This window comes from Vibrio sp. Y20_XG_PY13 (assembly GCF_024181925.1).
Lineage (GTDB): Bacteria > Pseudomonadota > Gammaproteobacteria > Enterobacterales > Vibrionaceae > Vibrio > Vibrio parahaemolyticus.
On record NZ_JAMZAL010000001.1, the window covers coordinates 1,098,185 to 1,122,050 of the forward strand.

General features: G+C 45.4%; 21 protein-coding genes and 1 pseudogene. 11 read left to right on the forward strand and 11 right to left on the reverse strand.

What is annotated here, in order from left to right; genetic code table 11:
- The first annotated feature begins 50 nt into the window (after positions 1 to 50).
- Both NL646_RS04830 and NL646_RS04835 read left to right on the forward strand, forming a co-directional pair.
- Positions 51 to 602 carry a YtfJ family protein gene (locus NL646_RS04830; RefSeq protein ID WP_005480925.1) on the forward strand — a complete coding sequence of 184 codons (552 nt, stop codon included), beginning with the start codon at positions 51 to 53 and terminating at the stop codon, positions 600 to 602.
- Between the two features lie 20 nt (positions 603 to 622).
- Positions 623 to 1,057 carry a hypothetical protein gene (locus NL646_RS04835; RefSeq protein ID WP_005480927.1) on the forward strand — a complete coding sequence of 145 codons (435 nt, stop codon included), beginning with the start codon at positions 623 to 625 and terminating at the stop codon, positions 1,055 to 1,057.
- 79 nt (positions 1,058 to 1,136) lie between these two features.
- Here NL646_RS04835 and NL646_RS04840 read toward each other — a convergent pair whose 3' ends face one another.
- Complete coding sequence (locus NL646_RS04840) at positions 1,137 to 1,676, reverse strand: NUDIX hydrolase (RefSeq protein WP_017635078.1); 540 nt, start codon at positions 1,674 to 1,676, stop codon at positions 1,137 to 1,139.
- A gap of 51 nt (positions 1,677 to 1,727) precedes the next feature.
- Positions 1,728 to 2,402 (reverse strand): pyrimidine 5'-nucleotidase, encoded by a 675-nt coding sequence (gene yjjG / locus NL646_RS04845; RefSeq protein WP_253663913.1) that lies wholly within the window; start codon positions 2,400 to 2,402, stop codon positions 1,728 to 1,730.
- Between the two features lie 138 nt (positions 2,403 to 2,540).
- On the opposite strand from yjjG, the gene NL646_RS04850 reads away from it, so the two are divergent.
- From NL646_RS04850 to NL646_RS04865, 4 genes and pseudogenes are all read left to right on the forward strand, one after another.
- Positions 2,541 to 3,464 carry a LysR family transcriptional regulator gene (locus NL646_RS04850; RefSeq protein ID WP_005384329.1) on the forward strand — a complete coding sequence of 308 codons (924 nt, stop codon included), beginning with the start codon at positions 2,541 to 2,543 and terminating at the stop codon, positions 3,462 to 3,464.
- Positions 3,465 to 3,579: 115 nt separating this feature from the next.
- Positions 3,580 to 3,894: a hypothetical protein gene (locus NL646_RS04855; protein WP_253663914.1), complete on the forward strand. Its 315-nt coding sequence runs from the start codon at positions 3,580 to 3,582 to the stop codon at positions 3,892 to 3,894.
- 47 nt (positions 3,895 to 3,941) lie between these two features.
- Positions 3,942 to 4,628, forward strand: coding sequence for a YafY family protein (locus NL646_RS04860; protein ID WP_005497912.1), 687 nt, complete (start codon positions 3,942 to 3,944; stop codon positions 4,626 to 4,628).
- A 164-nt stretch (positions 4,629 to 4,792) separates the two neighbouring features.
- Positions 4,793 to 4,974, forward strand: a pseudogene (locus tag NL646_RS04865) (hypothetical protein).
- Positions 4,975 to 5,044: 70 nt separating this feature from the next.
- Here NL646_RS04865 and NL646_RS04870 read toward each other — a convergent pair.
- The 5 genes from NL646_RS04870 to NL646_RS04890 form a co-directional block, all read right to left on the reverse strand.
- Entirely contained in the window at positions 5,045 to 9,163 is a 4,119-nt protein-coding gene (locus tag NL646_RS04870; protein ID WP_253663915.1) for a M66 family metalloprotease, read from the reverse strand.
- A 31-nt stretch (positions 9,164 to 9,194) separates the two neighbouring features.
- Positions 9,195 to 10,064, reverse strand: coding sequence for a hypothetical protein (locus NL646_RS04875; RefSeq protein WP_005479976.1), 870 nt, complete (start codon positions 10,062 to 10,064; stop codon positions 9,195 to 9,197).
- A 1,032-nt stretch (positions 10,065 to 11,096) separates the two neighbouring features.
- A complete protein-coding gene (locus NL646_RS04880; protein WP_005497910.1) occupies positions 11,097 to 11,330 on the reverse strand; it encodes a hypothetical protein in 234 nt (77 codons plus the stop codon).
- Positions 11,331 to 11,417: 87 nt separating this feature from the next.
- A complete protein-coding gene (locus NL646_RS04885; protein WP_253663916.1) occupies positions 11,418 to 11,972 on the reverse strand; it encodes a sugar O-acetyltransferase in 555 nt (184 codons plus the stop codon).
- Between the two features lie 123 nt (positions 11,973 to 12,095).
- On the reverse strand, positions 12,096 to 12,494 hold the full coding sequence (locus NL646_RS04890) for an OsmC family protein (RefSeq protein WP_005459319.1): 399 nt from the start codon (positions 12,492 to 12,494) through the stop codon (positions 12,096 to 12,098).
- 205 nt (positions 12,495 to 12,699) lie between these two features.
- Here NL646_RS04890 and msrB point away from each other — a divergent pair, with 205 nt between their 5' ends.
- Both msrB and NL646_RS04900 read left to right on the forward strand, forming a co-directional pair.
- Positions 12,700 to 13,842 (forward strand): peptide-methionine (R)-S-oxide reductase MsrB, encoded by a 1,143-nt coding sequence (msrB, locus tag NL646_RS04895; protein WP_253663917.1) that lies wholly within the window; start codon positions 12,700 to 12,702, stop codon positions 13,840 to 13,842.
- 32 nt (positions 13,843 to 13,874) lie between these two features.
- On the forward strand, positions 13,875 to 14,024 hold the full coding sequence (locus tag NL646_RS04900; RefSeq protein WP_071653083.1) for a DUF2256 domain-containing protein: 150 nt from the start codon (positions 13,875 to 13,877) through the stop codon (positions 14,022 to 14,024).
- 3 nt (positions 14,025 to 14,027) lie between these two features.
- Here the strand turns inward: NL646_RS04900 and NL646_RS04905 are convergent, their stop codons facing one another.
- The 3 genes from NL646_RS04905 to NL646_RS04915 are packed head-to-tail and all read right to left on the reverse strand — an operon-like array spanning position 14,028 to position 17,617.
- The gene (locus NL646_RS04905; RefSeq protein WP_253663918.1) at positions 14,028 to 14,735 is read right to left on the reverse strand and encodes an SDR family oxidoreductase; all 708 of its coding nucleotides are present in this window, start codon (positions 14,733 to 14,735) and stop codon (positions 14,028 to 14,030) included.
- Positions 14,735 to 16,279 (reverse strand): cryptochrome/photolyase family protein, encoded by a 1,545-nt coding sequence (locus NL646_RS04910; RefSeq protein ID WP_238815116.1) that lies wholly within the window; start codon positions 16,277 to 16,279, stop codon positions 14,735 to 14,737. The genes NL646_RS04905 and NL646_RS04910 overlap by 1 nt, the downstream gene beginning before the upstream one ends.
- Complete coding sequence (locus tag NL646_RS04915) at positions 16,280 to 17,617, reverse strand: DASH family cryptochrome (protein WP_238815115.1); 1,338 nt, start codon at positions 17,615 to 17,617, stop codon at positions 16,280 to 16,282.
- 320 nt (positions 17,618 to 17,937) lie between these two features.
- Here NL646_RS04915 and NL646_RS04920 point away from each other — a divergent pair, with 320 nt between their 5' ends.
- Positions 17,938 to 18,951 (forward strand): GGDEF domain-containing protein, encoded by a 1,014-nt coding sequence (locus NL646_RS04920; protein ID WP_015312837.1) that lies wholly within the window; start codon positions 17,938 to 17,940, stop codon positions 18,949 to 18,951.
- A gap of 138 nt (positions 18,952 to 19,089) precedes the next feature.
- Here the strand turns inward: NL646_RS04920 and NL646_RS04925 are convergent, their stop codons facing one another.
- Positions 19,090 to 19,668, reverse strand: coding sequence for a malate synthase (locus NL646_RS04925; protein WP_005484284.1), 579 nt, complete (start codon positions 19,666 to 19,668; stop codon positions 19,090 to 19,092).
- Positions 19,669 to 19,842: 174 nt separating this feature from the next.
- On the opposite strand from NL646_RS04925, the gene NL646_RS04930 reads away from it, so the two are divergent.
- Both NL646_RS04930 and NL646_RS04935 read left to right on the forward strand, forming a co-directional pair.
- Complete coding sequence (locus NL646_RS04930; protein WP_253663919.1) at positions 19,843 to 21,399, forward strand: DUF3612 domain-containing protein; 1,557 nt, start codon at positions 19,843 to 19,845, stop codon at positions 21,397 to 21,399.
- A 397-nt stretch (positions 21,400 to 21,796) separates the two neighbouring features.
- Complete coding sequence (locus tag NL646_RS04935; RefSeq protein WP_253663920.1) at positions 21,797 to 23,794, forward strand: methyl-accepting chemotaxis protein; 1,998 nt, start codon at positions 21,797 to 21,799, stop codon at positions 23,792 to 23,794.
- Positions 23,795 to 23,866 lie beyond the last annotated feature (72 nt).

The following is a 23,866-nucleotide window of genomic DNA, read 5'->3' on the forward strand; positions in this document are numbered from 1 at the left end:
TGCCCCTTATTTTGATTCGCTCTAACCTCACTTCGTTACAGGAACCCCCAATGAAAACTCCATCTGTTCTGTCACTCTTACTCGCACTCGCCCCGACATTCGCCTTCTCTCATAACCTTTCTGTCGGTCAAACCACCCCATCCGTCAGCATTGATACCTATGGCGAAATGACGCTGCAAGGAGACGATGTGGCTTATCAACCTTGGGCAACTCAGCAGATGTTAGGCAAAGTCCGTGTGATACAAGCCATTGCAGGTCGTAGTAAAGCTAAAGAGATGAACGCGCCGCTGATGTCAGCAATCACTGCCGCTCACTTTCCTGAAGATCAGTATCAGACCACAACCGTGATCAACCAAGAAGACGCCATCTGGGGAACCGGTACATTTGTAAAATCGTCGGCAGAGGACAGCAAAAAGACATTCTCTTGGTCTTCCATGGTGTTAGACAAAAATGGCGTATTAGCAACAACTTGGGATCTGCAGCAAGAAAGTTCTGCGATTATCGTACAAAATAAACAAGGCGAAATTTTATTCGTGAAAGAAGGGGCTTTAACTCAAGACGAAGTCACACACGTCATCGAACTGATTAAACAGAATATCTAAACCTAAGGTAAGGAAAAGCTATGAAACTGTTCAACACCATCGCACTCTGTCTTTTAGCGGCTGTAGCCTCTTTCCAATCGGTTGCAGGAGACAACGATTGGGACAAGATTGCAGATAAGACCGTCAGTTTTAAATCGGAAACCGACACAGTCAATCCACTGTCACCATTTGCTAACGCTCGTTTCAGCCACATAAAAATCAAATGTACGCAAGGTACGGTCGATCTGAAAAGCGTTAAAGTAATCATGAAAGATGGTCAGGAAAAGACGTTCGACAGTTTAGGGGTTCTGACTAAAGGCATGTCATCAAGAAGCTTAAGCCTACCAACAAAAGATAACGCGAAGTTAGACAAGATCGAGTTGAACTATGAATCGGTTGGCAGCACTGCGCTGCAAGTCGCGGGGGTGACCAAAAAAGCGCAAGTGGAAATCTTAGGTAAGAAAATCGACGAGTAAGCAATGGCTCAACGAGCTCACCCAAACTAAAAACAGCGGCACTAGCCCGCTGTTTTCATTAAAAAACCGTCATGGATAACTAAATGAATTTCTTCAGCTTCGCCAAACCATAAGCCGCGATAGTGACACAATCTTTGATCGTGCCGTCGATCATCATTTGTTCGAACTCCTCAACAGAAAAAGCGCGAGTGATCAAATCCTCTTCTTCACTGTCGAGTTGATTGCCCACGTCCGTTAAATCAGTGGCGAAGTAGACGTGACATGTCTGATTCAAAAAGCCGTATGCGATAAACTGCGCGCCGACATACGCCATGGCGCTCGCCTGCATGCCCGTTTCTTCACGCAGCTCGCCTTTGGCAAGCTCAAGATGATCCGCATCTGGGTTTGATTCCCACGCCCCTTGTGGGATCTCCCAACAACGTTGACCTACGGTGTAACGGTACTGCTGAACCAAGTGAATCATCCCGTTATCGATAGCCAGAATCGCAGCACAATCAGGTTTGTCGACCACACCATAGATACCCTCTGCGCCGCTCGGACGTAAAATTTTGTCCTCACGCACCGTCATCCACTTATTCTGGTAAACGACTTTGCTGTCTAGCTGTTTGATGTCTGACATGGTTATTCCTTGATTTTTCCGAGGGTTACTGCGGAATAATACCCGATTCAGTTACGCCACCAAAATGTTCTTTAGTTCACTCAAAGACTCAACGGTATAATTTGGTGCGATACGCTCATCGACGCTTGCGCCTGTGGTATTTAACCAGCAAGTTTCAATACCAAAATTATTACCACCCAGAATATCGGAATGCAGGTTGTCACCCACCATCAGTACGCGCGTTTTGCATGGGTTGCCCATTTGCTGCATCGCGTATTCAAAAATACCTAAGTCCGGTTTTGCTACGCCCACTTGTTCAGAGATCACCACTTTATCGAAGTACTCAGTCATCCCTGTGCGCTCAAGGCGAATTGCTTGCAACTCTGTAAAACCGTTGGTGATAATGCCCATTTTAGTTTTGCCTTGCAGCGCTTCCATCAGCTCTTTTGCACCTGGCAACAAACTGCAAATATCGGCCATCGCTTCTAAAAATGCGCTGTTGAGATCTGCTGTTGTAGTATTCAACTTCTCAGCCCACTCGGTAAAACGCTTATGTTTTAGCTCATCTGCCGTTACTTTACCGTCTTGGTAATCCACCCAAAGCGGTTTGTTTACGGTTTGGTAATGAGCAAAATCTTGTTCAGTAAAATCTACGCCTTTGCGAGAAAACATAAGCTGCAAACCTTTGAAAGCATCAAAGTGGAATAAGGTTTCGTCAGCGTCAAACAGGATCCAATCGTACTTCATTTTCTTCTTCCCAAAATCAAGGTCGTAATACTGGTGCATAGTCTAGATTGTTTTCTTCTTGAAGATAATCTCTATAATTGGAAATTAATTGTATCCTTGTGCTCAACAATAAATGCTTCACGATAATAGGAGATTGATGTGAACGCGATTGCCTCCCTGCCCGTTTTTGTTGCTGTTGTCGAATGCGGCAGCTTTTCCCTTGCGGCCAAACAGCTGAATCTGACGAAATCGGCGATCAGCAAACGCATCAACCAACTAGAAGACGATTTGGGCATTCGTCTCCTTAATCGAACTACGCGTAAGCTGAGCCTGACCGAAGCAGGAGAACGCTATTTTGAGTACGCCTCTCAAGCGCTCAACCTAGCCCAGCAAGGCGTAGACGCGGTATCGGAACTGCAAGGCTCTCCACAAGGTCGGCTCAAAATTACCGTGCCGATGTCTTTCGGTGTACTGCATATCGCGCCTTTGATCAGCGAGTTTCTCGCTCGTTACCCGAAAATTGAAGTGGATTTAAACCTCGAAGACAAAATGGTCGATTTGGTTAAAGACGGTTTTGATTTGGGGATCCGTATTGGTGAACTCACCTCTTCCAATCTAATCGCAAAACGTCTCGCCCCTTGTAAAAGTGTGCTTTGTGCCTCGCCAGATTACTTAGCGGAGTTCGGCACACCACAAAAACCAAGTGATTTAGTCAGTCACAACTGCCTGCGCTATTCCTATTTCCGTGGCGGCGTTGAATGGATGTTCATCAACAATGGCAGCGAATACAAGGTGCTTCCAAAAGGAAACTTTATCGTCAATAACAGCGAAGCCATTCGCCAGTTGCTGTTAAGAGGTTCGGGCATTGCGCAACTGCCAACATTTATTGCAGGAAGAGACTTTGCTGCAGGAAATCTAAAACCGGTGATGGAAGAGTATTCTCTACCAGAACACGCCATTTATGCGGTTTTTCCTGAGCGCAAGCACATGCCGTTGAAAGTAAGAGCCTTTATCGATTTTATCAGCGAAAAACTCGGTACAGATTTACCTTACTGGGATCGTTACAACAGCCCAGAAAAATAACCATATTGATGATAAGTGAGTGAGATTTCACTACTGACATGTTCTGACATTCCATCCGCGTAACCTTATTTGGAACTCAACAGGCAATCCGCCAAAACCAATAAGGAATCACAATATGGAAACCGTTATCGAAACTGTGCAATTTCGTCTAACCGCAGGCACAACAGAGCAAGACGTGGTCGCTGCTGCCAAACAGTCACAAACGTTTGTGAAGAATCTGCCGGGCTTTTTGTATCGCTCACTCAGTCACGAAGCGACGGACGATGTGTGGACAGACATCATTTACTGGCGTTCAATGGACGATGCGAAACAGGCGGGAAAACAGATTAAGCAAGCCGTTGAATTTCAGCCTCTGTTATCAATGATTGACTGCGAAAGCTTCGAGCTTAAACATCACAACTTAAAAATGTGCAGTGAGCTAGAGAAGTAATCAGCCACACTACCACTAACAACCAGTAGGTCTAGATAAGGAACATCATGAGCAAATCAGAACGACTGTTTGAGCTACTGACGCTTCTGCGCGCAAAGCGTTACGCCGTGACAGCGAAAGAGCTCGCAGAAAGAATGGAAGTTAGCGAACGTACGATTTATCGCGATATTCAGTCGTTACTCAGTTCTGGTGTTCCGATTCAAGGTGAAGCAGGTGTCGGCTACCTGTTGCAAGCTGGCTCTCATCTGCCGCCTTTGATGTTCTCAGAAAAAGAGATGATGGCGCTTGAACTGGGTATGCGGATGGTTCGAGCCTGGTCGGATGCCGAACTTGCCGAAGCGTCTCACTCTGCGTCCACCAAAATACTTTCGGTATTGCCCGATAAGCTCAAACAACAAGTGGAAGATTGTCCGCTGATTGTGCCCGATTATCACACCCAATCCGAGACTGCCAAACGAGGGCAGCTTCTGCGCCACGCGATTGATCATCAGTTTAAGGTCAGTTTGGATTACCAAGATGAAAGCGGACAAGTGACCGAAAGAAAAATCCAACCGTTAGGCCAGTTCTTTTGGGGCAAAGTCTGGACGCTGGTCGCCTGGTGCGAATTGCGCGATGACTACCGCCAGTTCCGCCTCGACCGTATCCAAGCACTGCGTATGCACGATGAAGAGTTTCAGAGTGCGGAAACCAAATCTCTCAAACATTATATTGCGCAGTATGAATCGAAAGATTGAGTGTTCTTCATCCTTCCATCACAAGGATTCTAAATTGCTCTGCTCAATGCGCGATATTTGGAAAGGCACATTTGGTTAAACTAATGTTTCATTTTTAACAGATGCGCAACCAACCTAAGATCATTAACTTAAGTAGCACGTCAACCACACCGGAGCGTGAAGCTATGAAAGTACTGATTCAATACACCCAAGCAGGGAAATATCGAGATCAAGCGTGGGAGTCTTTAACTCTTCGATCTAAAGGTGATATGCAGGCCGTTACCCTTCTTATGCTGCCCAACTTATCGAACAAAGCAAAGCGACACTTGTGATGACAAAAGACGGACAGATCATCTTTCACTCCTAAATTCCATCAATCCTATGACGAAAAAGGCCTGCATTGCTGCAGGCCTTTGTATGAGTGAATTAAGAGTTATTTACTGGAAACTCACTGCCGTTGGTAGGCGATCAAGCATCTTGTAGTAATCACCAGCCACAGCGCCGATATCACCACGTAAATACGCTTGAATCATATTGAGATCTTTCAGCCAAAGTTCTTTGTCAGCATCTGAAGACGCCATGTACCCTGCGTACACATTGTCGACCGCGAACATCATGTCTTCGGTGTGATCGTTGTAAATCAAAAGCATCGCATCTGTGTAAGCTTCGAACGCTTTCAGCTCATCGTGCGCTTTACCACCTTTGTAGCTCAATGTGCCCGAAGTTGCATCGATGACCAAATCACCCGAAGTCACATTCGCTGTCGTAAAGTTGATGAAAGACTGGCTAAACGACAGCACACCTGCCGCGATATCCGCATCAATGGTTCGCTTCATTGCGTTGACCATTGGCGCATCCAGCAGCAATACAGGATCGTGGAACGCTGGGACAATCGCTGTTCGGAATGGCCCCCAAGCGCTATCGATGCTCTCTGCGACCTTGTTTAGTGTTGCAGGCTCATAGCTATCTAGGTACGTTTTTAGATCGTAACCTTTGGACGTCACCAGTTGATTTGCGTAGTCGTAAGCCAGCTTGTTTGCTTTTGTTGCCACAAACTTCTCGCCGTCGATAACAAACTCAACCTTGTCACCCGCAATAATACCGTAGCGGTCTTGCTGCTTCGTAAACGTATCAAACTGAGATTGACCACGAGTCTTCACTGTGTAGTCGTAAGACTTCATTTGGCGCACACCCATTCTCAAGATGACATCGCCAACACGTCCGCGGCCTTCTGCACCAATATCAAGGAATCTTGCAATACCACGAGGCATTGGTGGTAGGGACTCCATTTGCTCAGTGATGTGTAGGTTCACGGTAACACCTTTTAGATTGGTGTATTCCTTACCGTCTTTACCCACCAATTTAACTGGCGTATTTAACGCATCATTTGCCACGATGTTGCCCATGATGTCTTCGTATTCAGCTTGCACCCCAGGGATATCAAGCAGCGATGCAAAGCTCACCTCATCGGTAAAACGGTTCGAGAATCGACGTGCTAAGAAGTGGCTCGCAAGCGCTTTGTCTGGCCAGTTACCCAACACAGACACCGCATTTGACCAAGGGTAATCCGGGTCAAAGCTACCAATTGAGTTTAGGAAGCGTCCATTCGCAGTTTCCGCAACAGCTATATAGCCCTCATCTGAATCTTCGATAAAGCGTGCTGCCAAATCATCAAAACAGCTGGCTGTTGAAAGATCGTAATCAGCCGGAATTTGGTGTGAGTTGTTGTCTAACAGTTGACCAAAAGAAATCACTTCTTGGTTGTCTGCCGCATTTTCTATCACACATTGATGCTCTGGTGTGCGCAAGATATCAAGGAAGAACGCCGCGGATTTTTTCGCCCCATTCGCGTAATCACAGAACCATGAGTTATCGGCTTTGCCTTCGCTACAGTATTGAGGGTTTGAAGCAATGCGCAATAAGAAATCACCCGGCTTATCCGTTGACGAAGTGTAACCAAGATTGGTGTACAGGTTATCGATGCGCTCAAGATCTTCCATCTTGTCACGGATAGCGCTCATTTCCATATAACGGCGCACTAAGTAACCAGGATAATCGGACGAGAATAATCCCGTCGTCCCATATAACTCCAAGTTGCGTCGATCATAGCTATCGAGATAGTTCTGCCACTCGTAAGAAACAATTTCTTCTAGGTTTGTACCTTCGTCAAAACGGTTACAGTCGCTGTTTAGAGAAACGTTCCCATCGGTACAGAAATCGTAAGACTTACGCTCAATTTCATTCACTTTATCTAGGTAGTAAAGTGCGCCATAACGAGTTTTCGCATTCAGTTCTGGATCATCAGACAACGCGGCGGTATCGAATCGGCTGAAGTCACAGTTGTAGAGTGATTTGCCTTTCTCGTTCCCCGTTAGTGCCTTCACTTCAGAACAAACCATCAGCGATGTGTTGTCTGGATTGTTGCCAAACTTGTATGCAAAGCTTTGTTGGTAGGCTTGCTGATCAGCGAGGTAACGAGCGTATGCCGCTTTGTCTTCATCGCTCGCACTGTCTGCCGGTTTCGCAACAGATGCAGGAGCTGAACCTGAAGAATCTTGAATCGTCTCGACTTTACGACCGTAACCAAACTTAAACGCCGCAATATCGTACAGACCCCAAGTTGGCGTTTCATCCAACATGCTTGGTGCGTAGTCCATCGTCGAACTGTAAGCAGGAATGTTGTTCAAACCAAGTTGATGCGCTTGCTCTAGCGTGTAGTAGTTCGCTTTGTCATTTGAGCCTTTAAAGTTATGGCGCAGACCCATGTTATGACCAAGCTCGTGAACAAGCGTATTGCTGTAAGTCGCAACCGTAATCGCATCTGCGGCTTTCACTTGCAACTCTTTTGGCAGGTATTTCCAACGCTTAAGCTGACGCGATACTTCGTGACCGGCGTCATCAAGTTTGATCTCAAAGTAACGCTCGTCATCCAACTTCAAGTTGTCCAACATGGCCTTGTTGGTTGAAGAAACCCACGACGCTTCGATTGGATAGACGTTGTTCTCTGCCCAGAAAGACAAACGGTTCTCTTCAGCTTCAACCACCTTTTCAAACTCCATGTCATCATTGAAGTTTTTCATTAGCTGAGTTGGGCTCTTCGTCGCTGCTTTTCCAGAAACGATGTCTTCTTTTGAAACGAGCGGCGCATGAATGTTTTCATCCGATTTCAGGCTCGCCATCGCCGCCATTGTAGAAAGCGCTTCAATTCTATCCGCGACTTCTGTTTTCACAGATTCGCTGCTGCTTGGCAATGGATCTAAGCCATCTAAGTCCAGTTGATTACGATTATAGAAACGCGCCAAGTTATCCCAATAGAAAGGTACACCCGTTCTTGCAACGCCTGCGTATTGGTTCACGTGGCCTTTGATGATTTCCCCCGTCATCGGGTTGGAAACTGACGGGCCGTAGCCAAGCAGACCGTTCGCTAGAGGCTCGTCAATCAGGTTAATCACGTTGTAACGCAGATCACCTGGGTGAATACCAGCCGCTTTGGTTTTGTTCACAATCTCGATTTCAGGCTTGCCTGCATCCGCCCCAAATACATTCAGCGCTTGGTTCATCTTGTCGATCGATTGCAGCGTTGCATCCAAGAACAACTTGTTCTTCTCTTCAAAGAAATTGTCGCTCAAGTAATATTTGATAGAGCCTTGATCTGGGTTGAAACGATTGAGGTAAACCACATCACGGTCGTATTTATTCGTGACTGGGTTAAGCTTTTTCGTCGACGTGGTGAAGAAACCAATGTCGTTCTCATCACCCACTGGGTACAAGATCGGTTGGTAACCTTCGGTTGCCACTTCACTTTCGTGCACTAACGAGTAGTAGAAACGAGATTTAAACGCGCCATCCACAAGCGCTTCATCCAAGCTCGCTTTCGTTGCAAAGTTGATGTAGTCAGAAATATTATCTAAATCGATACGGAACGTGCGCTCTAGTTCGAAATTGAGAAGACCGTTTTTAGGGTCAAAGTCCCACGAGATCAATCGTGGTGCGCCAATTTCATCAATGCCCTCGGTAATGCCATACAGATCTTCCATATTGAATTCTGCAATTTCGAGATCTTCAGGGCGAGGAGTGAAGTGGGTTTTCTTCTTGTAGTTTAGGCTTGCGTCTTCGTTGGTTTCTTCTTTGTTGGTGCAATCACCATGCGCGTCTTCTTGACAGCGATACGCCGCAAAGTCACCCGGAATCGTCAGCACTTGCGCGAAGTTAACGCCGTCGTCGTCTGCGACAAATTTCTCTTCACCGCAGTAGTTATTAGCATCTTTGCTTAGATGCGCGTCTGGGTAGTTTTTATCGTAACTGCGAACTTCCAGACCTTCTTTGGTAAAACAAAGCTCAACGTAACGAGGTGAGCCTTGCAAGAATGGGAATTGGTTCAGAGCAAAGCGTGGCGCGGCACCAGTCGTCGGAACGTAAAACCAACGACCGTCTTTAAGGTCTTTTACTGCGACTTCTTTTGCATCTCTTTCGACATAGTCATACGCCTGATCATCTGCGCCACAGCCTGCAAGTGCGGCCGTTATTGCTGACACCAGAGTCAATTTTTTAAACATTATTTGGATATCCTTAATTGTTGTTATTTTCCTAGAAGGAGTAAGTCACTGTCGCGATGTAAGACGCTTTCTCTTGGTCCAACAAATCGATGTTGCCCAAGGTGCCTCGCTCTGCATCTTGATAGAAACCCGTTGATGACGCCGCGAGTAGCAATGACCAGCTTTCATCAAACTCGTATGTGCCGTACAACGCCCCCTCATACTGCCAACTGCTTCTGCGCGTACCTTGATAACTGATGCTGTTACCACCTAACGCCGTGATCCCCACTGCGAACGATTCCCACGACTTTTCCGCAACAGCAAACAACGAGTAAGTCCACTCAGTCAGCGAGCGTCCACCCATGGTTTTGTATTCGTGGAAATTTTTTCTCAGTCTTGGCGAAACCGAAAAATCGACGCTCCAAGCTGAAAAAGAGATCGGCACATCTAAACGAACCGCGGTGTGCAGTTCATCTTTACGAGATGTTTCTGAAGTTGGAATGGTGAGCTGACCCGCAACGCCGATTTTCCCTGTATCTCCAAAGCGATATAGGTTCGTGTATTGCAAGCCCAACACCGAATCTGTCGCGTAGGTGCCTACTTCATCTTCTAGGGCACGATAGCCCCCCGTAGAAAAATAGGCTTTTGTGTCGCTCGAAAAGGAATAAACGAGATCGCCTCCCCACGAGAAATTGCGGACAGAACGGTAGTCGTCTTTATCGTAAATGTTTGTATCGTAAGATAGGTAAACGGCCCCACTAAACTTACAAACAATACAGGACGTATCTCCTTCATTTTGTGTAGATTCAGGCGTGCTAGTGCTATCAATTACACTCGTTTCCACCGCGAATGATGGCGCTGAAAACAGCGTACCCAACAACATTGCAAGCGGCGTCATCATCCACTTTGTTGTGTGCTGCATGTTTTGAAACTTCCATGAGAATTAAGTTCATTAGAATAAACTTAAAGACAAACAGATTATTGGGATGAAATTCCATAAAAATTCAGATAATCAACCCCAATAAACCTATCAACCATAAAATTACTCTTATGGTTAAATCCTTATTTAATTTTTTAATACTATTTATCTGAGTATTGTCACGTTCTACTTTGCTTAAAAACGTACTTTAAAATGACTTTTTATAAATAAAGCCACACACCACAACATTAAAGAAGCAGCAAAGCAACACCATTAAAACAAAAGTTAAAAGACAATTATTATCAACAACTTAAAATCAACAAAAACAGTTAAAATGAATGAGTCAAAATGTATAAGTTAAAATACAATAAAAATATAAGAACATCATTCCGTTTAATTTTAGTCGTTATTGTATTGAGAAAGTTTAATTTTCAATTTCTAAAATTGGTGGGATACACATAAGAGAAATCATCAAAACCATCCGTTGTTAATAATGAATTTCGCATTTAAAACAAAAGATAGAAACAAGATCAAATTCATGTTTTCTAATATATCGATTCAACCTTTCACAAGTTTGAATAGAAAATCAAACTTTCAGTCAATCTAAAAACAACAAAACATTCACCAAGTGAATATTCAAAAGATAAGTCAAAACTAAATAGCACATACGGTCAGCATATTTGTGAATTACTATTCATTAATTATTTTTTCATAAATTAAACATTAATGTGACCAATTTCACACAATCGCACCGCGTACAACATAAAGTAAACGAAATTTAAGTGTTTACTGACTCAAAACGTGTCGATAGAACAGAGGTTAAACATCGAGCTGAAACACGTATTTCCCACCCAAATTTATTATACATAGCAGTGAGTTACCTGCATCCAAGCGGTTAAAATGCGTACTAATGTGACTCATTTTTGAGAGAGGAACATAAGAAGAGCAAAAGCACTAAAAGAGGATAATGCGATTTGAATAACCAGTGCTTCAAACCGCACTTATGAACTTATGCAGAGAAAGAAAGACTATCAGTTACTGTTGAATGGTTTTATGACCACAGTTTTCGCAGATCAAGTGACGTTCAAATTCATCCATAGAAGCAAGGAAGGCGCCGAATACTACACTTTTGAGAAAGCCAGCGATGAACTCTTTCTTGTTGCGATTTTTATCGCCTTCATAGCCACTTTTTTTTCTAACTAACACCACGACATGATGCGTTTCTACCCCACATGTAGGGCACATGAGGACTTCTGTCTTGTTCGACATCTTAGACTCCTTGACGAATTATCCCTTTCTGATGGCATGATTCTCATACGCCTGTAAAGCGAGTCATCATGCCATCACTATCGATTCTTACTCTTCTTCGTTGAGACGACGAATTAACGTCGCTGGTGTGCCTCCGTATAGACAATCTGGCGGCACATCATGGTTAACGACTGAATTCGCCGCAATGACTGAGCGAGCACCTATCGTCACACCTTGGTTAATGACGGAGTTACCGCCAATCCACACATCATCTTCAATCGTGATGGGTTTACAAAACGTTTCCCAACGTCGGCGACTTCGGTAATCAACAGAATGAGAAGCGGTATACAATTGCACGCTCGGGCCAATGAGCACGTGGTTCCCGATGGTAATTTTGGCACCATCGAGCATGACCACATTCATGTTGATAAAGGTCTCTTCGCCGATTTCGATGGTTTTACCGAATTCGCAATGGAAAGGGGCTTGAACAATACAAAGACCCGCTTTGCCAAACAGCTGTTTTTGCAATTCGTCGCGCTTACTTTCGTCAGTGTTGTTATTGAAGGCGCGCAGGGCAAGAGTGGCTTGAGTTCGAATGGCGTCAATTTCTTTGTCCATGCCATCAAATACTTGGCCGGACATCATTTTTTCTAGTTCGGTCATTGGAAAATTCCTACTACTTCAGACCAAACACACAGTACGCGAATTGCACAAGAAAAAAAGAGAAAAGCCTGCACTTTTCTCTTTCCTATTTTGCTATTTTTTCATTCTGCGGAGGGTATCGATTTACACGATTTCCCAGCTGTGTGTCATTTCGACACCTTTGCCAAGCATTAGGCAAACCGAGCAGTATTTTTCTAGCGAGTCAGCCGCCACTTTTGCTACGACTTCTGGGTCAAGCTCGTCACCTGACACTTCAAAGTGGATATTCACTTGCGTAAAGATACGCGGCGCGGTTTCACGACGCTCAGTGGTTAGCTTAGCGTTAACAGATACCACCTTTTGGCCTGCGCTTTTTAAACCATCCACAACATCCACAGAGCTACAACCACCAGCGGCCATTAGCACCATTTCCATTGGGCTTGGTGCCGTTGCACCACCGTTACCATCCATCACGATTGAGTGACCGGACTGCGATTGACCGAGGAATTTAAAATCTTCGACCCATTTAACTTCTGCTTGCATGGTTTACCTCATTTTGGCATCGCTCGTTGGGTGTAACTTTTGCCCGATTGAGCGGTGTATTTCGTGCCGATACTGTATCTTTCTTATCAAAAAGGGCAACGGAATTTTAAAAATCGCTGTAATTTTTTCGCTCTGTTGCCTTTCTATTTACGTAGCACTTTTTATTTCAGTCACACTTTCTACGGAAAACAACGTTGAGGTAGCTATGAAGAAAATATCTAAGTTATTGGTCGGATTCTCTTTCGCACTTCCTGTCTTTTTTCTACTTTTGAGTAAAACAGGCACCGCCGATACAATGGATAAGATGAAGGCTTTAGAGAATGCAGAAATCGCCACACTGGCTGGCGGCTGTTTTTGGTGTACGGAATCGGACTTAGAACAGCTTCCTGGCGTCTTGGATGTGGTGTCTGGCTACTCCGGCGGGCACGTGAAAAACCCAACCTATCGCCAAGTATCCTCTGGAAAAACCGGACACATTGAATCCATCGAAGTGAAATACGACCCGAAAGTGGTGAATTACGAACAAGTACTCGATTACTTTTTCCGCCACATTGACCCAACCGACGATAAAGGATCGTTTGTCGACCGAGGTCCACAGTATCGACCTGCTATTTTCTACCACAACGCAGAGCAAAAGCAGATCGCAGAGCAGTTTATGATGGAAATCGACAATGCAAAAGTTTATCCAAAACCGCTTAAAACTGAGTTGATCAAGTTTGAGACATTCTATCCAGCGGAAGAGTACCATCAGGATTACTACAAAAAGAGCAGCCTAAAGTACAAGTACTATCGTTACGCATCCGGTCGAGACAAATACTTGGATGAAGTGTTTGGTGACGATCGCAAAGAACATCCGAAAACACTGCGTCAGCTTATCGATGAGAAAAAGCTGCTGTCGAAGGTAAAAGCATACAACAAGCCGTCTCAATCGAAGATCAAGTCTACGTTGACTGAGTTGCAATACTACGTAACGCAAGAAGAAGGTACCGAGCGCCCGTTTGACAACGAATATTGGGACAATAAAGAAGCCGGTATTTACGTCGACATCGTAACTGGTGAGCCGTTGTTTTCTTCTACCGACAAGTACAAATCGGGTACGGGGTGGCCAAGTTTCACTAAGCCAATCAACCCAGGTTACATCGTCGAAAAAACCGATTACAAGTTGATTTACCCTAGAACAGAAGTTCGCAGTAAGTTTGGTGATTCTCACCTAGGGCACGTATTTACCGACGGCCCAAAACCAACCGGGCTGCGTTACTGCATGAATTCGGCAGCGATGAAGTTTGTGCCAGTAAGCAAAATGGCACAATTGGGTTACGGCGACTATTTGTTCTTGTTTGAACAATAATGAGGACTGGTTAGCGTTTGAGAATTAGTATGATGAAAGGCTTTAAATCGCACTTACCAACAAAGCTGTGCCCCGTCTGTGAGCGACCTTTTTCATGGCGCAAGAAATGGGCGCGAAATTGGGAGACAGTGATTTATTGCTCTGAACGCTGCCGACGCAGCAAACCTGAGAAAAAACCGTAACGCTTACCAAGGCAGACGCTCACCATCATACGTCAAAAACGCCCCGCTATCTTGCGGGGCGGCTTTTGCTATCTGCCCCATTAAATCACTGGCAACGCGCTCTGGCGTAAACAACTTGCTCTCAGGGACATTCGCTTGAAACGGTTCAGACAACGCGGTATCGGTCGTGCCCGGATGCAATGCCAAGACCACGCCATTTTTAAGCGTGCGTTGCCATTCAATCGACATGGTTTTGAGAAACATATTCAGCGCGGCTTTCGAGGCTCGATAGCTGTACCAACCGCCAAGACGATTGTCGCTAATGCTGCCAACTTTGGCCGATACAACCGCAAATTTCGGTGCACCACTGCGCTTTAAAAGTGGCGTGAAATACTTAGCGAGCAACATGCTTGGCAAGGTGTTAACGGCGATGTTTTGCAGAAAAAAGTCAGGCTCCACCATGCTGAGATTTTTCTCCGGACCTCTGTTTGACGTATGCAACATACCGGCACAGTTGATAACCCAATCAATACTGTTAACCGCTTGACTCAAATTTTTAACCTGCGTTTCATCCGTGACATCGACCTGGTGCCAAATCAAGGCTGAATGTTCATAATCGGGTTTTGTGCGCCGATAGGTCGCGTGAACTTGTGCCAGCGGAAAGCGCACTAGTGCTTCTTTGACCATCGCCAAACCAATCCCTCCGTTTCCACCGACGATCAAAATGTTCATCACAAATGCTCCAAATCCGTGATATAGCGTTCAGCCGTCTCAAGAATCGCTTGGCGCTGCGAAGCTTCCATATTGTCCCAAGACCGGAAAATCATGCCGATGCGTGGATTGGTAGCGAGTCGCTTTTCATGCTTGTCCATAAATCGCCAATAAAGACTATTAAACGGACAAGAGCCTTCACCACTGCGCGCCTTGTTGTCATAGTGGCAACCTTTACAGTAATCGCTCATTTTGTTGATGTACGACCCGCTTGCGGCATAAGGCTTAGTGCCAACAATGCCACCATCGGCAAACAATGCCATACCGCGTGTATTGGGCATTTCTACCCACTCAATCGCATCGACATAAATGCCTAGATACCAAGCATCTACTTGGTCAGGATTCATCTCGGTGAGCAAACAAAAGTTGCCCGTCACCATCAAACGCTGAATATGATGGGCGTAGGCATAATCGAGAGACTGGCCTATTGCATTGCGCATACAAGCCATCTTGGTTTTTCCTGTCCAAAAGTAGTCGGGTAAATCACGTGATGCTTCGAGCTCATTTTTCTGCGGATACTGCGGCATATTCGCCCAGTACACACCCCGAATGAATTCCCGCCAACCTAAGATCTGACGAACGAATCCTTCTACCTGCGCAATATCGATGTGTTTGTTAGATTGGTATGCACTAAGTGCAGCATCGATTACCTCTTTGGGGTGCAGTAACTTACTGTTCATCGAGAACGACAAACGACTGTGATACAAACTCCATTTGGATTCGTGCTCCGCCGTCATCGCATCTTGAAACCGACCAAAATGAGGGAGACAAACCTGACAAAAATGCGCGAGCAAAGATAGGCTTTGAGCGCGATTCACTGGCCATAACAAATCACCATTTAGTGAACCGATGGTCGAGATCTTGTGTCGCGTTAGTCGCTCTACAATCTCGTCAACATTCAGGCTAAACATTAGCGGTTTGGGTAATTGCTCGATATCTTTCACTTTCAGTTTATTACGGTTGTTGGCATCGTAATTCCACTTTTCACCCACTGGCTTACCGTCTTGCATCAAAATATCAAAGCGCTTGCGCATCCGTCGGTAAAAGTGCTCCATCATGACGTGTTTGCCTTGCGGGAACTGCTGTTCTATTTCTGCAAAAGGCAGTAAAAAATGCTCGGTATCGACGCAACGTTTGACAACACCTTCTAATTTCAACTTGGTCAGTTGTTCCAACAGTCGATATTCATCAGGCCGTTGATACTCAAATTTGCTTGCCCCTACTTCACGAACGTAGTGCTGCAATACTTGGTCAAGATCATCAAAAGCGGCAGTGTCATCCAAAGTTAGATGCAGAACATGATGCCCTTCTTCTTGCTTCTCTTGAGCAAACATAGCCATCGCGGAGAAGAAGGCGCACACCTTTTGAATGTGATGCGTAACGTAAGTATTTTCTTGCTTGAGCTCAGCGATCAAGTAAAGCACGGTATCATCCGCTTGCTGAAACCAAGAATGCTCGCTGTTGAGTTGGTCGCCGAGAATCAATCGCACCGTGTCATAACGCATTTATTTATCTCCATTTTCTTGCTGCGTTGTGATTGGCCAGTCGACCATATCGACAACGTCTTGCTGCGCTCGGCTGTCACGCCCTTGCCATCGTTCAATGAACTCATGATTTGGGTCGTACATTTGTGTCTGCTTCTCCAAATTAAACTGACGAGAGCCTCTCGGATCTGCCCCTACTCCCGCTAAATATTGCCAGTTTCCCCAATTCGAGCCGACATCGTAGTCAATCAACTGCGTTTCAAAGTAGGCCGCGCCATACCGCCAGTCCAGCCCCAGTTCATGAACAAGGCAACTTGCAACCAACTGGCGACCACGGTTAGACATATAACCAGTGTGATTCAGTTGGTGCATACACGCGTTGACGATGGGATACGGTGTGGTGCCATTTTTCCACTGCTGAAAACGATGCGCATAAAAACTGGTTAACGGCGGTTGGTTGCGAATACCACCAAACTGAAACAGCCTTTGTTGATAACACCTTGCGTACCAATAAAAATATTCGCGCCACAACAATTCAAAGTAAATCCAGTAAGTCGAATCATTCGCCCCTTGGGTTTGTTCATACTGTTTGAGCATGGCATAAATCATTCTTGGCGACACACAACCAAGCGCAAGCCAAGGTGAAAATTTGGTGGAATACGCCATCCCGTCGAGTCCGTTGCGCGTCTCTTTATATGAGCTTGCCAAGCCAGAAGAAAAGTAACGCCGACAATGCGCAAGACCACTCCGTTCTCCGCCAGAAAACTGCGCAGACTCATCAAAGTGAGAAGAGGATAAAGTTGGCAGTTGAGCGCCTTTTGGTATTGGTGGTAGGCGGCTCGGCGCATCTATTGGGTGGGTGATTTCTATCCCTTCAACGCACTTTCTAAACTGAGTAAAAGTCTCGGGCAGATCAGACAATGTAAACGGCAGCTTGCTTTCGTCGAACAAACTGCGTACAGCGTGCTGAACAATGACAAGGTGTGGATATTCATCTTGCAGCTTGTGCAATATGCTCTGTTCATCCGAACCAGCCATTGCGTCTGAATAAAGATGAGTGACACTCAAATATTGAATGGCATATTTGAGGGCTTGATACGGGGATATATCTAGCGCCCAAAGTCGCTGACCTAACTGGCCGAGTGCGTCATTCAGTTCGCACAAAGACGCATCGATAAATTTCTGCCTAGCTCGTCCGAGCGTTGCCTCCTGAGCAAAATGATGGAGAAAAGGAGTTACTGAAGGGCGACAATACAAGCAAACCAATTCATCCAGAAAAGATGAGGCATCAACCAATAGCGAGTTATCGTGAAGTCTTAAGTCAAAGGTAAACCAGTAAAGCCCTATTTTCTTTTTCAAAAAACGTCCTTAGGCGAGGAGCTAAATGTACTGATTTGTTTTACGCTCGGCATCGCGAGCGGATCATCCGTTCTTACTAACTACAGCGCTTTCCATGCTCTTTGCATGAATCGTGAACATAAGAGCCAAATCGTATTCCCACCCTCAATCGTTCACTTTTTAAACCGTGATTTTATAAAATCAAATTTCAGATTTATGAATATCACCGCTATTTGCTCATTTTTTTATATAAACCAAGCAAAAATGATAAAAATTAAAGCGATATTAGTTAATATCCGGTAATCTAAATCCAATTCCATTTTGCTAGTAACATCGCAGAAATGACTGACGAGTTTAAGAAATCGACCGCTAACTTAAAAAAAGCGGTGCCACTAATGATCAAAAATCATGTAGCTGCCACCCCCGCAAACTACGCGCTTTGGTATACCTACGTAGACAAAACCATTCCAGAACTCAATTTTGAGATGGACGAAGTGTTAGAACACTACGGTATTTGTCCACCAGCAGCGAACAAACAGCTTTACAACAACTACGTGGCCAGTAGAGCAGAAACCAGTTTAGAAGATCTCAAAACCAACGTAGAAGTACTATTACATGAAGTGTCGAGCTCCATGAGTGATACTTTGTCAGATACCTCTTCTTTCTCTGCGATGGTCGATAAAAGCTTCAACAAATTAGAAAAAGTTGAAGACAACAGCTTGAGCATCGAAGAAGTGATGGTGGTGATCCGCCAACTCGTTGCTGAATCTCATGAGATTCGCCACTCAACTAAATTCTTAAACCGTCAACTCACCAATGCGAGTGAAGAAATTTCTCGTTTGAAGAATCAATTAGCCGAAGTACAAAAAGACGCGCTGTTTGATGGACTCTCTAATCTTTACAATCGTCGTGCCTTTGATACTGATTTGAGCATGCTGATTAACGCTAATCAGGCGATGACTCTCATCTTGCTGGATATCGACCACTTTAAAGCGTTTAACGATAACTATGGGCACCTTTTTGGTGACACAGTATTGAAAGCGATCGCGCGTCGACTGCAACAGAGCTGTCGCGATGGCGTGAGTGCATACCGCTTCGGCGGCGAAGAATTTGCGTTAATTGTGCCAAACAAATCCCTACGAATCGCCCGCCAATATGCAGATACCCTGCGCCGCATGATTGAAAAGCTGCGTGTTCGTGATAAACGCTCGGGCACACAAGTTCATAGCATTACCGCTTCTTTTGGTGTGGCAGAGTTCGAAGTTGGTGACACCGTAGATTCATTGGTCAACAAAGCCGATAAACAGCTTTATGAAGCAAAACAGCTCGGTCGAAACCGAGTGATGCCTATCTAAGCTAACCTCTCTGAGAATACAGTAAAGACGGTTAGAACAAATAAAGAAACCCCGCACTGTTTAGCGCGGGGTTTCTACTTTCTCGTCCTACATACCCAAAGCACTTCAACACGTTAGGCTACTTGGGCTTATATTTGATTAATCAATGCTGTAGCAGTAGCTAAGAACATAGTCGTCACCATTTTTTGCGGTGTACTCTTTGTCTTCGCTACACGCCATCGGTTTGCCTTTCTTGTCGCCTTTAATAAGACTAATCCAATGACGCATCGCGGTTGGCGCATTGCCAGTCAGCTCTGGATTGAACGTAATGCGGGTTTCCAATTGGATGTCATCGATATCCATCAACTCCACACAACCTGTGCCTTTATGGCAACCAAACAGCACTTCTACGTGGTTGCCTGAATCATCTTTGAACAAGATCGATTTTGGGTCTTCCTTTTCACCAGTGTACGCCACGAAGTGTTTTGGGCTTTTCAGGCCGCTGTGTGTACCGTCTTTGAAATAAGCCAAAACATGGCGGTAATCAATCACGTAACTTGATACATCTTGGTGCGACCCGTTCTCCAATGGGAACATGCGGTCTAGTAGTTGCTTCGCTTTTACTTGTTTCTCACTCTGCTGCTCAGCACTTACCGCTTCGACGGCAAATACGGCTTCAGCGATAAATGGGCGTTGTTGTTGTTGCATCTCTTTTTTATCGAAGTTCAGCATATTCATCGTCATATCCTCGCACTTAAAAACTCGTCCTAGAGTAAAAACTTAAATCCTTTATTTAAGTTTCAGGCAATTCTGTGAAGTTGATGGTTAATTTCCTTGCCTGCTCATTATGTAGACTAGCGAAATATTGACTACAATTTCACAACAAAAATTTTACAATGTGAATTTTACAAAATGTCTGTGTCAAAAAGCCTTATTCGTCAGTCCCATTTTCTTGGTACGAAAATTCGTAACCTAAGAAAAAACAATCATTTAACGATGGAAGATTTGTCTGCTCGTTGTGTAAGGATTAATCCTGAGTACGCGCCGTCGGTTTCTTACCTTTCGATGATTGAGCGCGGAAAACGCGTCCCGAGTATCGATATGCTCGAGGTAATCGCAGAAGTTTTTCAAAAAGATCCAGCGTGGTTTTTAGATGATGAGCCCGAATTAGAAGCCATTACCCCCAACAAAGGGAATCGAGGCGGGATTAATGGCATGGCGCTAGAACCGAGCTTCCTGTTTTCCAATGACATTCTTCAGATTGCTATTCCAGAAATGCTGTCTCAAACCGGGATCACAGGTCGTCAATTTGCTCACTTGCTGATCCGCGCGCACCAAGAGAACCATCAAAACCATTTTCCTGATTTAGAACGTGCCGCCGAAGAAGTGGGATTGAAGCGCCTTAATTTGTCGGTTGAGGATTTGATCGACATTGCCAAAAGTATGGGCTTGGATATCCGCTGGGTTGACCGAGCACCTCAAGATGTCATCGATGAATTGGGCGTCAACGCCAAGCAATTGATTACGTCATTCATGGAACCACCAGGCACCATTTATCTCAACAAACGGATGCGCGACTATCCTACCCGTTTAAAATACGACTTATCGGTATACATTGGCCACCGCGTATTGCACAGCAGCGACGCGATGAATAACGTGCTCTCCATCGGACATCAGAATAACTGGGAACAAATGGACAGCCCCGTGTCGAACTCTGAGCTAAATTCGCAAGACATTCTGCAAGCTTGGCGAGACTTTGAGTCCAGCTTTTTTGCAGGAGCTCTGCTTTGCCCTAAAGTGCCATTTCGTCAGTTGCTCGACCGCTCCGGTTACGAAATTGATGTTCATAAAAAAGCAGGCGTTTCGCCATCCGTTGCGATGCGCCGCATGACCGTTGTGTCACCATATCCCCATTGGCACTATTTCGACGCGTACGGGCCGGGCAAGCTTAAAGCCGTGTATCGAGGGAATGGCATCCCATTACCTTGGGGCAACATGCGCAAAGTGAATGACCCATGCCAACACTGGGCGGTATTCAGACGCCTATCCCAACCTTTAGATACGAGCTCTGCACAAATCTCGATTTTGAATGCGGGTGACGAGCCACGCATTTATTGCTGCGAATCGGTCAACGTATTTGACCCGGCGGGGAACAACCGAGTGTTGTGCGCGGGGATAGATTTAAACCCTGCGATTTCAGCACAAGGTGGCGATGCGGTTTCCATAGCGGAAGAGTTGAAGTCTCTCTGTGTCGCTTCCGGCGGAAGCAGTGTTATTCCGCCTCATATCAAAAAAGACTTAACTACGATCGCTAAAATCTTAAATATCAATTGGATAGAACGTGGTATTCAAAGCCAAGCAAGATTGATTTGTTCAAGAGGGGCGGTATGTCCAAGACAACCAAGCTGTTACAGCAAATGCGGGGAAGCGGACGAGACGGGTGACAATGTGAATATTATCGGTCTCTAGAAAGAAAAAACGCCAATCACAAGAAAGGTGATTGGCGGTATATACTTGTGAACAATGTGTATTCACTAACAACGTCAGTTGGCTAGGTGACCCTCGGCTTAATAAGGGTCACTCTAGATAAAGCACGATGCGTGCCAACTTTAAAAAAGCCATTTTTTAATAGATCCAGGTGCATATCGACGCATTATTAACCAGCACTTTCGCAAATTGCATTTGCAAAATGCAATAACATGCAAATATGCCACTTGTTACATTGCTACTAATCACTTTCTCAGCAAAAAACCAACTACTACTTTATGATTATCCATTAGCTTTCATATTTTTACCCTATACTGCTAATTAATGAGGAAAAATACCTCAGTAAATGGATTTCACGGTTGGTACCTAGGAGAGCTCTATGTTTGCGTTCGTTCGTCAGTTTCCCCTCTATATCATGGTCAGTGTTGTTGCAGGCGTCCCATTATTACTTGCTATTTTTCTTGCGGTTCAGCACACCATCAATTTAAACACTCAGTCCCACCAAGCCCTGAAAGATCAGCAGCTAGTGACCTTAATCACCCACTACGACAACCTAGCGCATAATCTCGCCGTCGAACGTGGACTAACAGCCGGCGTACTGGGTAGCCAAGGCAAAACTGAAATCGTGCAAAAGCTGGCTCAGCAAAGAAAAAAAGTCGATGACGCGATCAATTCATTGGTTCAACTTAACACGCCATTAATTAGCAGCAGCGATAGCTACGACTTACTCCAAGATGTCCAAGTGCAGCTCAATCGACTCAATCAGGTTCGACAAGGGGTCGACCGCCTTTCGCCTCAAATCGCACCTTTTGGTTATTACTCCAATCTGAATCAGCTCATCATCGACAACATTGACGTTTTGATTGCACAGACTCAAAGCCGAGAGCTAGGTACACTTGGCGATGCGTTGATCTCTGTGATCGTGATGAAAGAGCGTGCAGGCCAAGCACGCGGCGCACTTAATGGGGTATTTGCGAAAGGAAGCGCCACATCTGTTTTGTTCTCCAACATTGAGGGATACATCCAATCGGGTGATTACGCATCAAGAAAAGCGCAAATTGCGTTCCCAGAACAATATCGACAGTCATTGCAATCGCACCAAAACAGTCCTGCGTGGAAGAAGGTTGAACAAGTACAGCAATCCTTCCTTAACCAGAGTGCCAACCTAGACAGCATTCAGGGGCCTCAAGCAACTGAATGGTTTCCTATGGCAACAGAGCGCATCGGTCTAATGAACCAGTTGCGTAACCAAATGGTTGATCAGATGCTCAGTGCAGCAGAACATTCCGCGCAGCAAGCCACGTTAAATCGCAACTTGTTGATGGCTGCGACTGCTGTGATTTCTCTGCTTATGATCATGATGGTGTGGGGTTTGGTTGCAAGCCTACGAAGCCGCGTTGGTCGCCTAAAACAAACCCTGCGCAGTATGTCTGAGCACCATGATATGACGGTTGAACTCGATTCTCGCGGCAAAGATGAAATCGCTTCCATCTCGAACAGCATTAATGCCTTGATCTCTAACTTCAGAAAGCTGCTGTTTGACGTCACTAAGACCAATAACGAGAGCTCAAATCGACTACAAAACATTGTTGAATCTGCGCAGGATCTTGATAGCAGTAGCCGCTCTACCATCGCTAAGTGCGACAACATCGCAACCGCGATGACTGAACTCGCACAATCGAGTGTGGAAATCGCTCAGTCCGCAGAGCGCGCAATGGGTGACACCACAACCATGAATAACAAAGTGGTCGACTGCCAGACCCAAAGTGAATTGTCTTACCGCTCCGTGCAAAGCTTGTTGGAGCAGATCAACGCCACTGAACAATGCATGGCAGAATTGGCGAACGACACGCAGAGCATTGGCCAAATAGTCGAGACCATCAACAGCGTTTCTGAACAAACCAACTTATTAGCCCTTAACGCAGCAATTGAAGCCGCTCGTGCGGGCGAACATGGTCGCGGCTTCGCGGTTGTCTCTTCTGAAGTGCGTGATTTGGCGCAGCGCAGCCAAGAAGCTACCGAGAACATCAGCAAACTGTTGGACCAAATTGGCGAGAAAACCCGTTTCTCAGTAGAAAGCATGGCGAAGAGCAAACAAGCCAGTGACGACACGTTTGAATCCGTGCAACAAGTGAATGAGAGTGTGTCTTTACTCGAAAGCAGCATCGAACACGTGAACAATCACATCAGCACCATTACGCACTCGACCATTGAGCAATCTAAAGCATGTGAAGCCATCGACCAAGATATCGACGTATTGGCGAGCATCGCGCACAAAACGGGTCAGCACGCTGATGACTTGAACCAGATTGTTTCCGGTTACCAAGCTGAAGCGATGGAGCTAAAACATCAACTAAGTGCTTTCAAATTGGCATAGAGAATTCTTGGGGACGCAGTTTTCTGCCTTCCCTATCTTTCTCATTCTGTAAATACAACAAAGCCCAGAATC

What these genes read in the sequence shown, in the direction of transcription:
- NL646_RS04830 (WP_005480925.1), top strand. Translation starts at nt 51, where the DNA reads ATGAAAACTCCATCTGTTCTGTCACTCTTACTCGCACTCGCCCCGACA.
- NL646_RS04835 (WP_005480927.1), top strand. Translation starts at nt 623, where the DNA reads ATGAAACTGTTCAACACCATCGCACTCTGTCTTTTAGCGGCTGTAGCC.
- NL646_RS04840 (WP_017635078.1), bottom strand. Translation starts at nt 1,676, where the DNA reads ATGTCAGACATCAAACAGCTAGACAGCAAAGTCGTTTACCAGAATAAG.
- yjjG (WP_253663913.1), bottom strand. Translation starts at nt 2,402, where the DNA reads ATGAAGTACGATTGGATCCTGTTTGACGCTGACGAAACCTTATTCCAC.
- NL646_RS04855 (WP_253663914.1), top strand. Translation starts at nt 3,580, where the DNA reads ATGGAAACCGTTATCGAAACTGTGCAATTTCGTCTAACCGCAGGCACA.
- NL646_RS04860 (WP_005497912.1), top strand. Translation starts at nt 3,942, where the DNA reads ATGAGCAAATCAGAACGACTGTTTGAGCTACTGACGCTTCTGCGCGCA.
- NL646_RS04870 (WP_253663915.1), bottom strand. Translation starts at nt 9,163, where the DNA reads ATGTTTAAAAAATTGACTCTGGTGTCAGCAATAACGGCCGCACTTGCA.
- NL646_RS04875 (WP_005479976.1), bottom strand. Translation starts at nt 10,064, where the DNA reads ATGCAGCACACAACAAAGTGGATGATGACGCCGCTTGCAATGTTGTTG.
- NL646_RS04880 (WP_005497910.1), bottom strand. Translation starts at nt 11,330, where the DNA reads ATGTCGAACAAGACAGAAGTCCTCATGTGCCCTACATGTGGGGTAGAA.
- NL646_RS04885 (WP_253663916.1), bottom strand. Translation starts at nt 11,972, where the DNA reads ATGACCGAACTAGAAAAAATGATGTCCGGCCAAGTATTTGATGGCATG.
- NL646_RS04890 (WP_005459319.1), bottom strand. Translation starts at nt 12,494, where the DNA reads ATGCAAGCAGAAGTTAAATGGGTCGAAGATTTTAAATTCCTCGGTCAA.
- msrB (WP_253663917.1), top strand. Translation starts at nt 12,700, where the DNA reads ATGAAGAAAATATCTAAGTTATTGGTCGGATTCTCTTTCGCACTTCCT.
- NL646_RS04900 (WP_071653083.1), top strand. Translation starts at nt 13,875, where the DNA reads ATGAAAGGCTTTAAATCGCACTTACCAACAAAGCTGTGCCCCGTCTGT.
- NL646_RS04905 (WP_253663918.1), bottom strand. Translation starts at nt 14,735, where the DNA reads ATGAACATTTTGATCGTCGGTGGAAACGGAGGGATTGGTTTGGCGATG.
- NL646_RS04910 (WP_238815116.1), bottom strand. Translation starts at nt 16,279, where the DNA reads ATGCGTTATGACACGGTGCGATTGATTCTCGGCGACCAACTCAACAGC.
- NL646_RS04920 (WP_015312837.1), top strand. Translation starts at nt 17,938, where the DNA reads ATGACTGACGAGTTTAAGAAATCGACCGCTAACTTAAAAAAAGCGGTG.
- NL646_RS04925 (WP_005484284.1), bottom strand. Translation starts at nt 19,668, where the DNA reads ATGAATATGCTGAACTTCGATAAAAAAGAGATGCAACAACAACAACGC.
- NL646_RS04930 (WP_253663919.1), top strand. Translation starts at nt 19,843, where the DNA reads ATGTCTGTGTCAAAAAGCCTTATTCGTCAGTCCCATTTTCTTGGTACG.
- NL646_RS04935 (WP_253663920.1), top strand. Translation starts at nt 21,797, where the DNA reads ATGTTTGCGTTCGTTCGTCAGTTTCCCCTCTATATCATGGTCAGTGTT.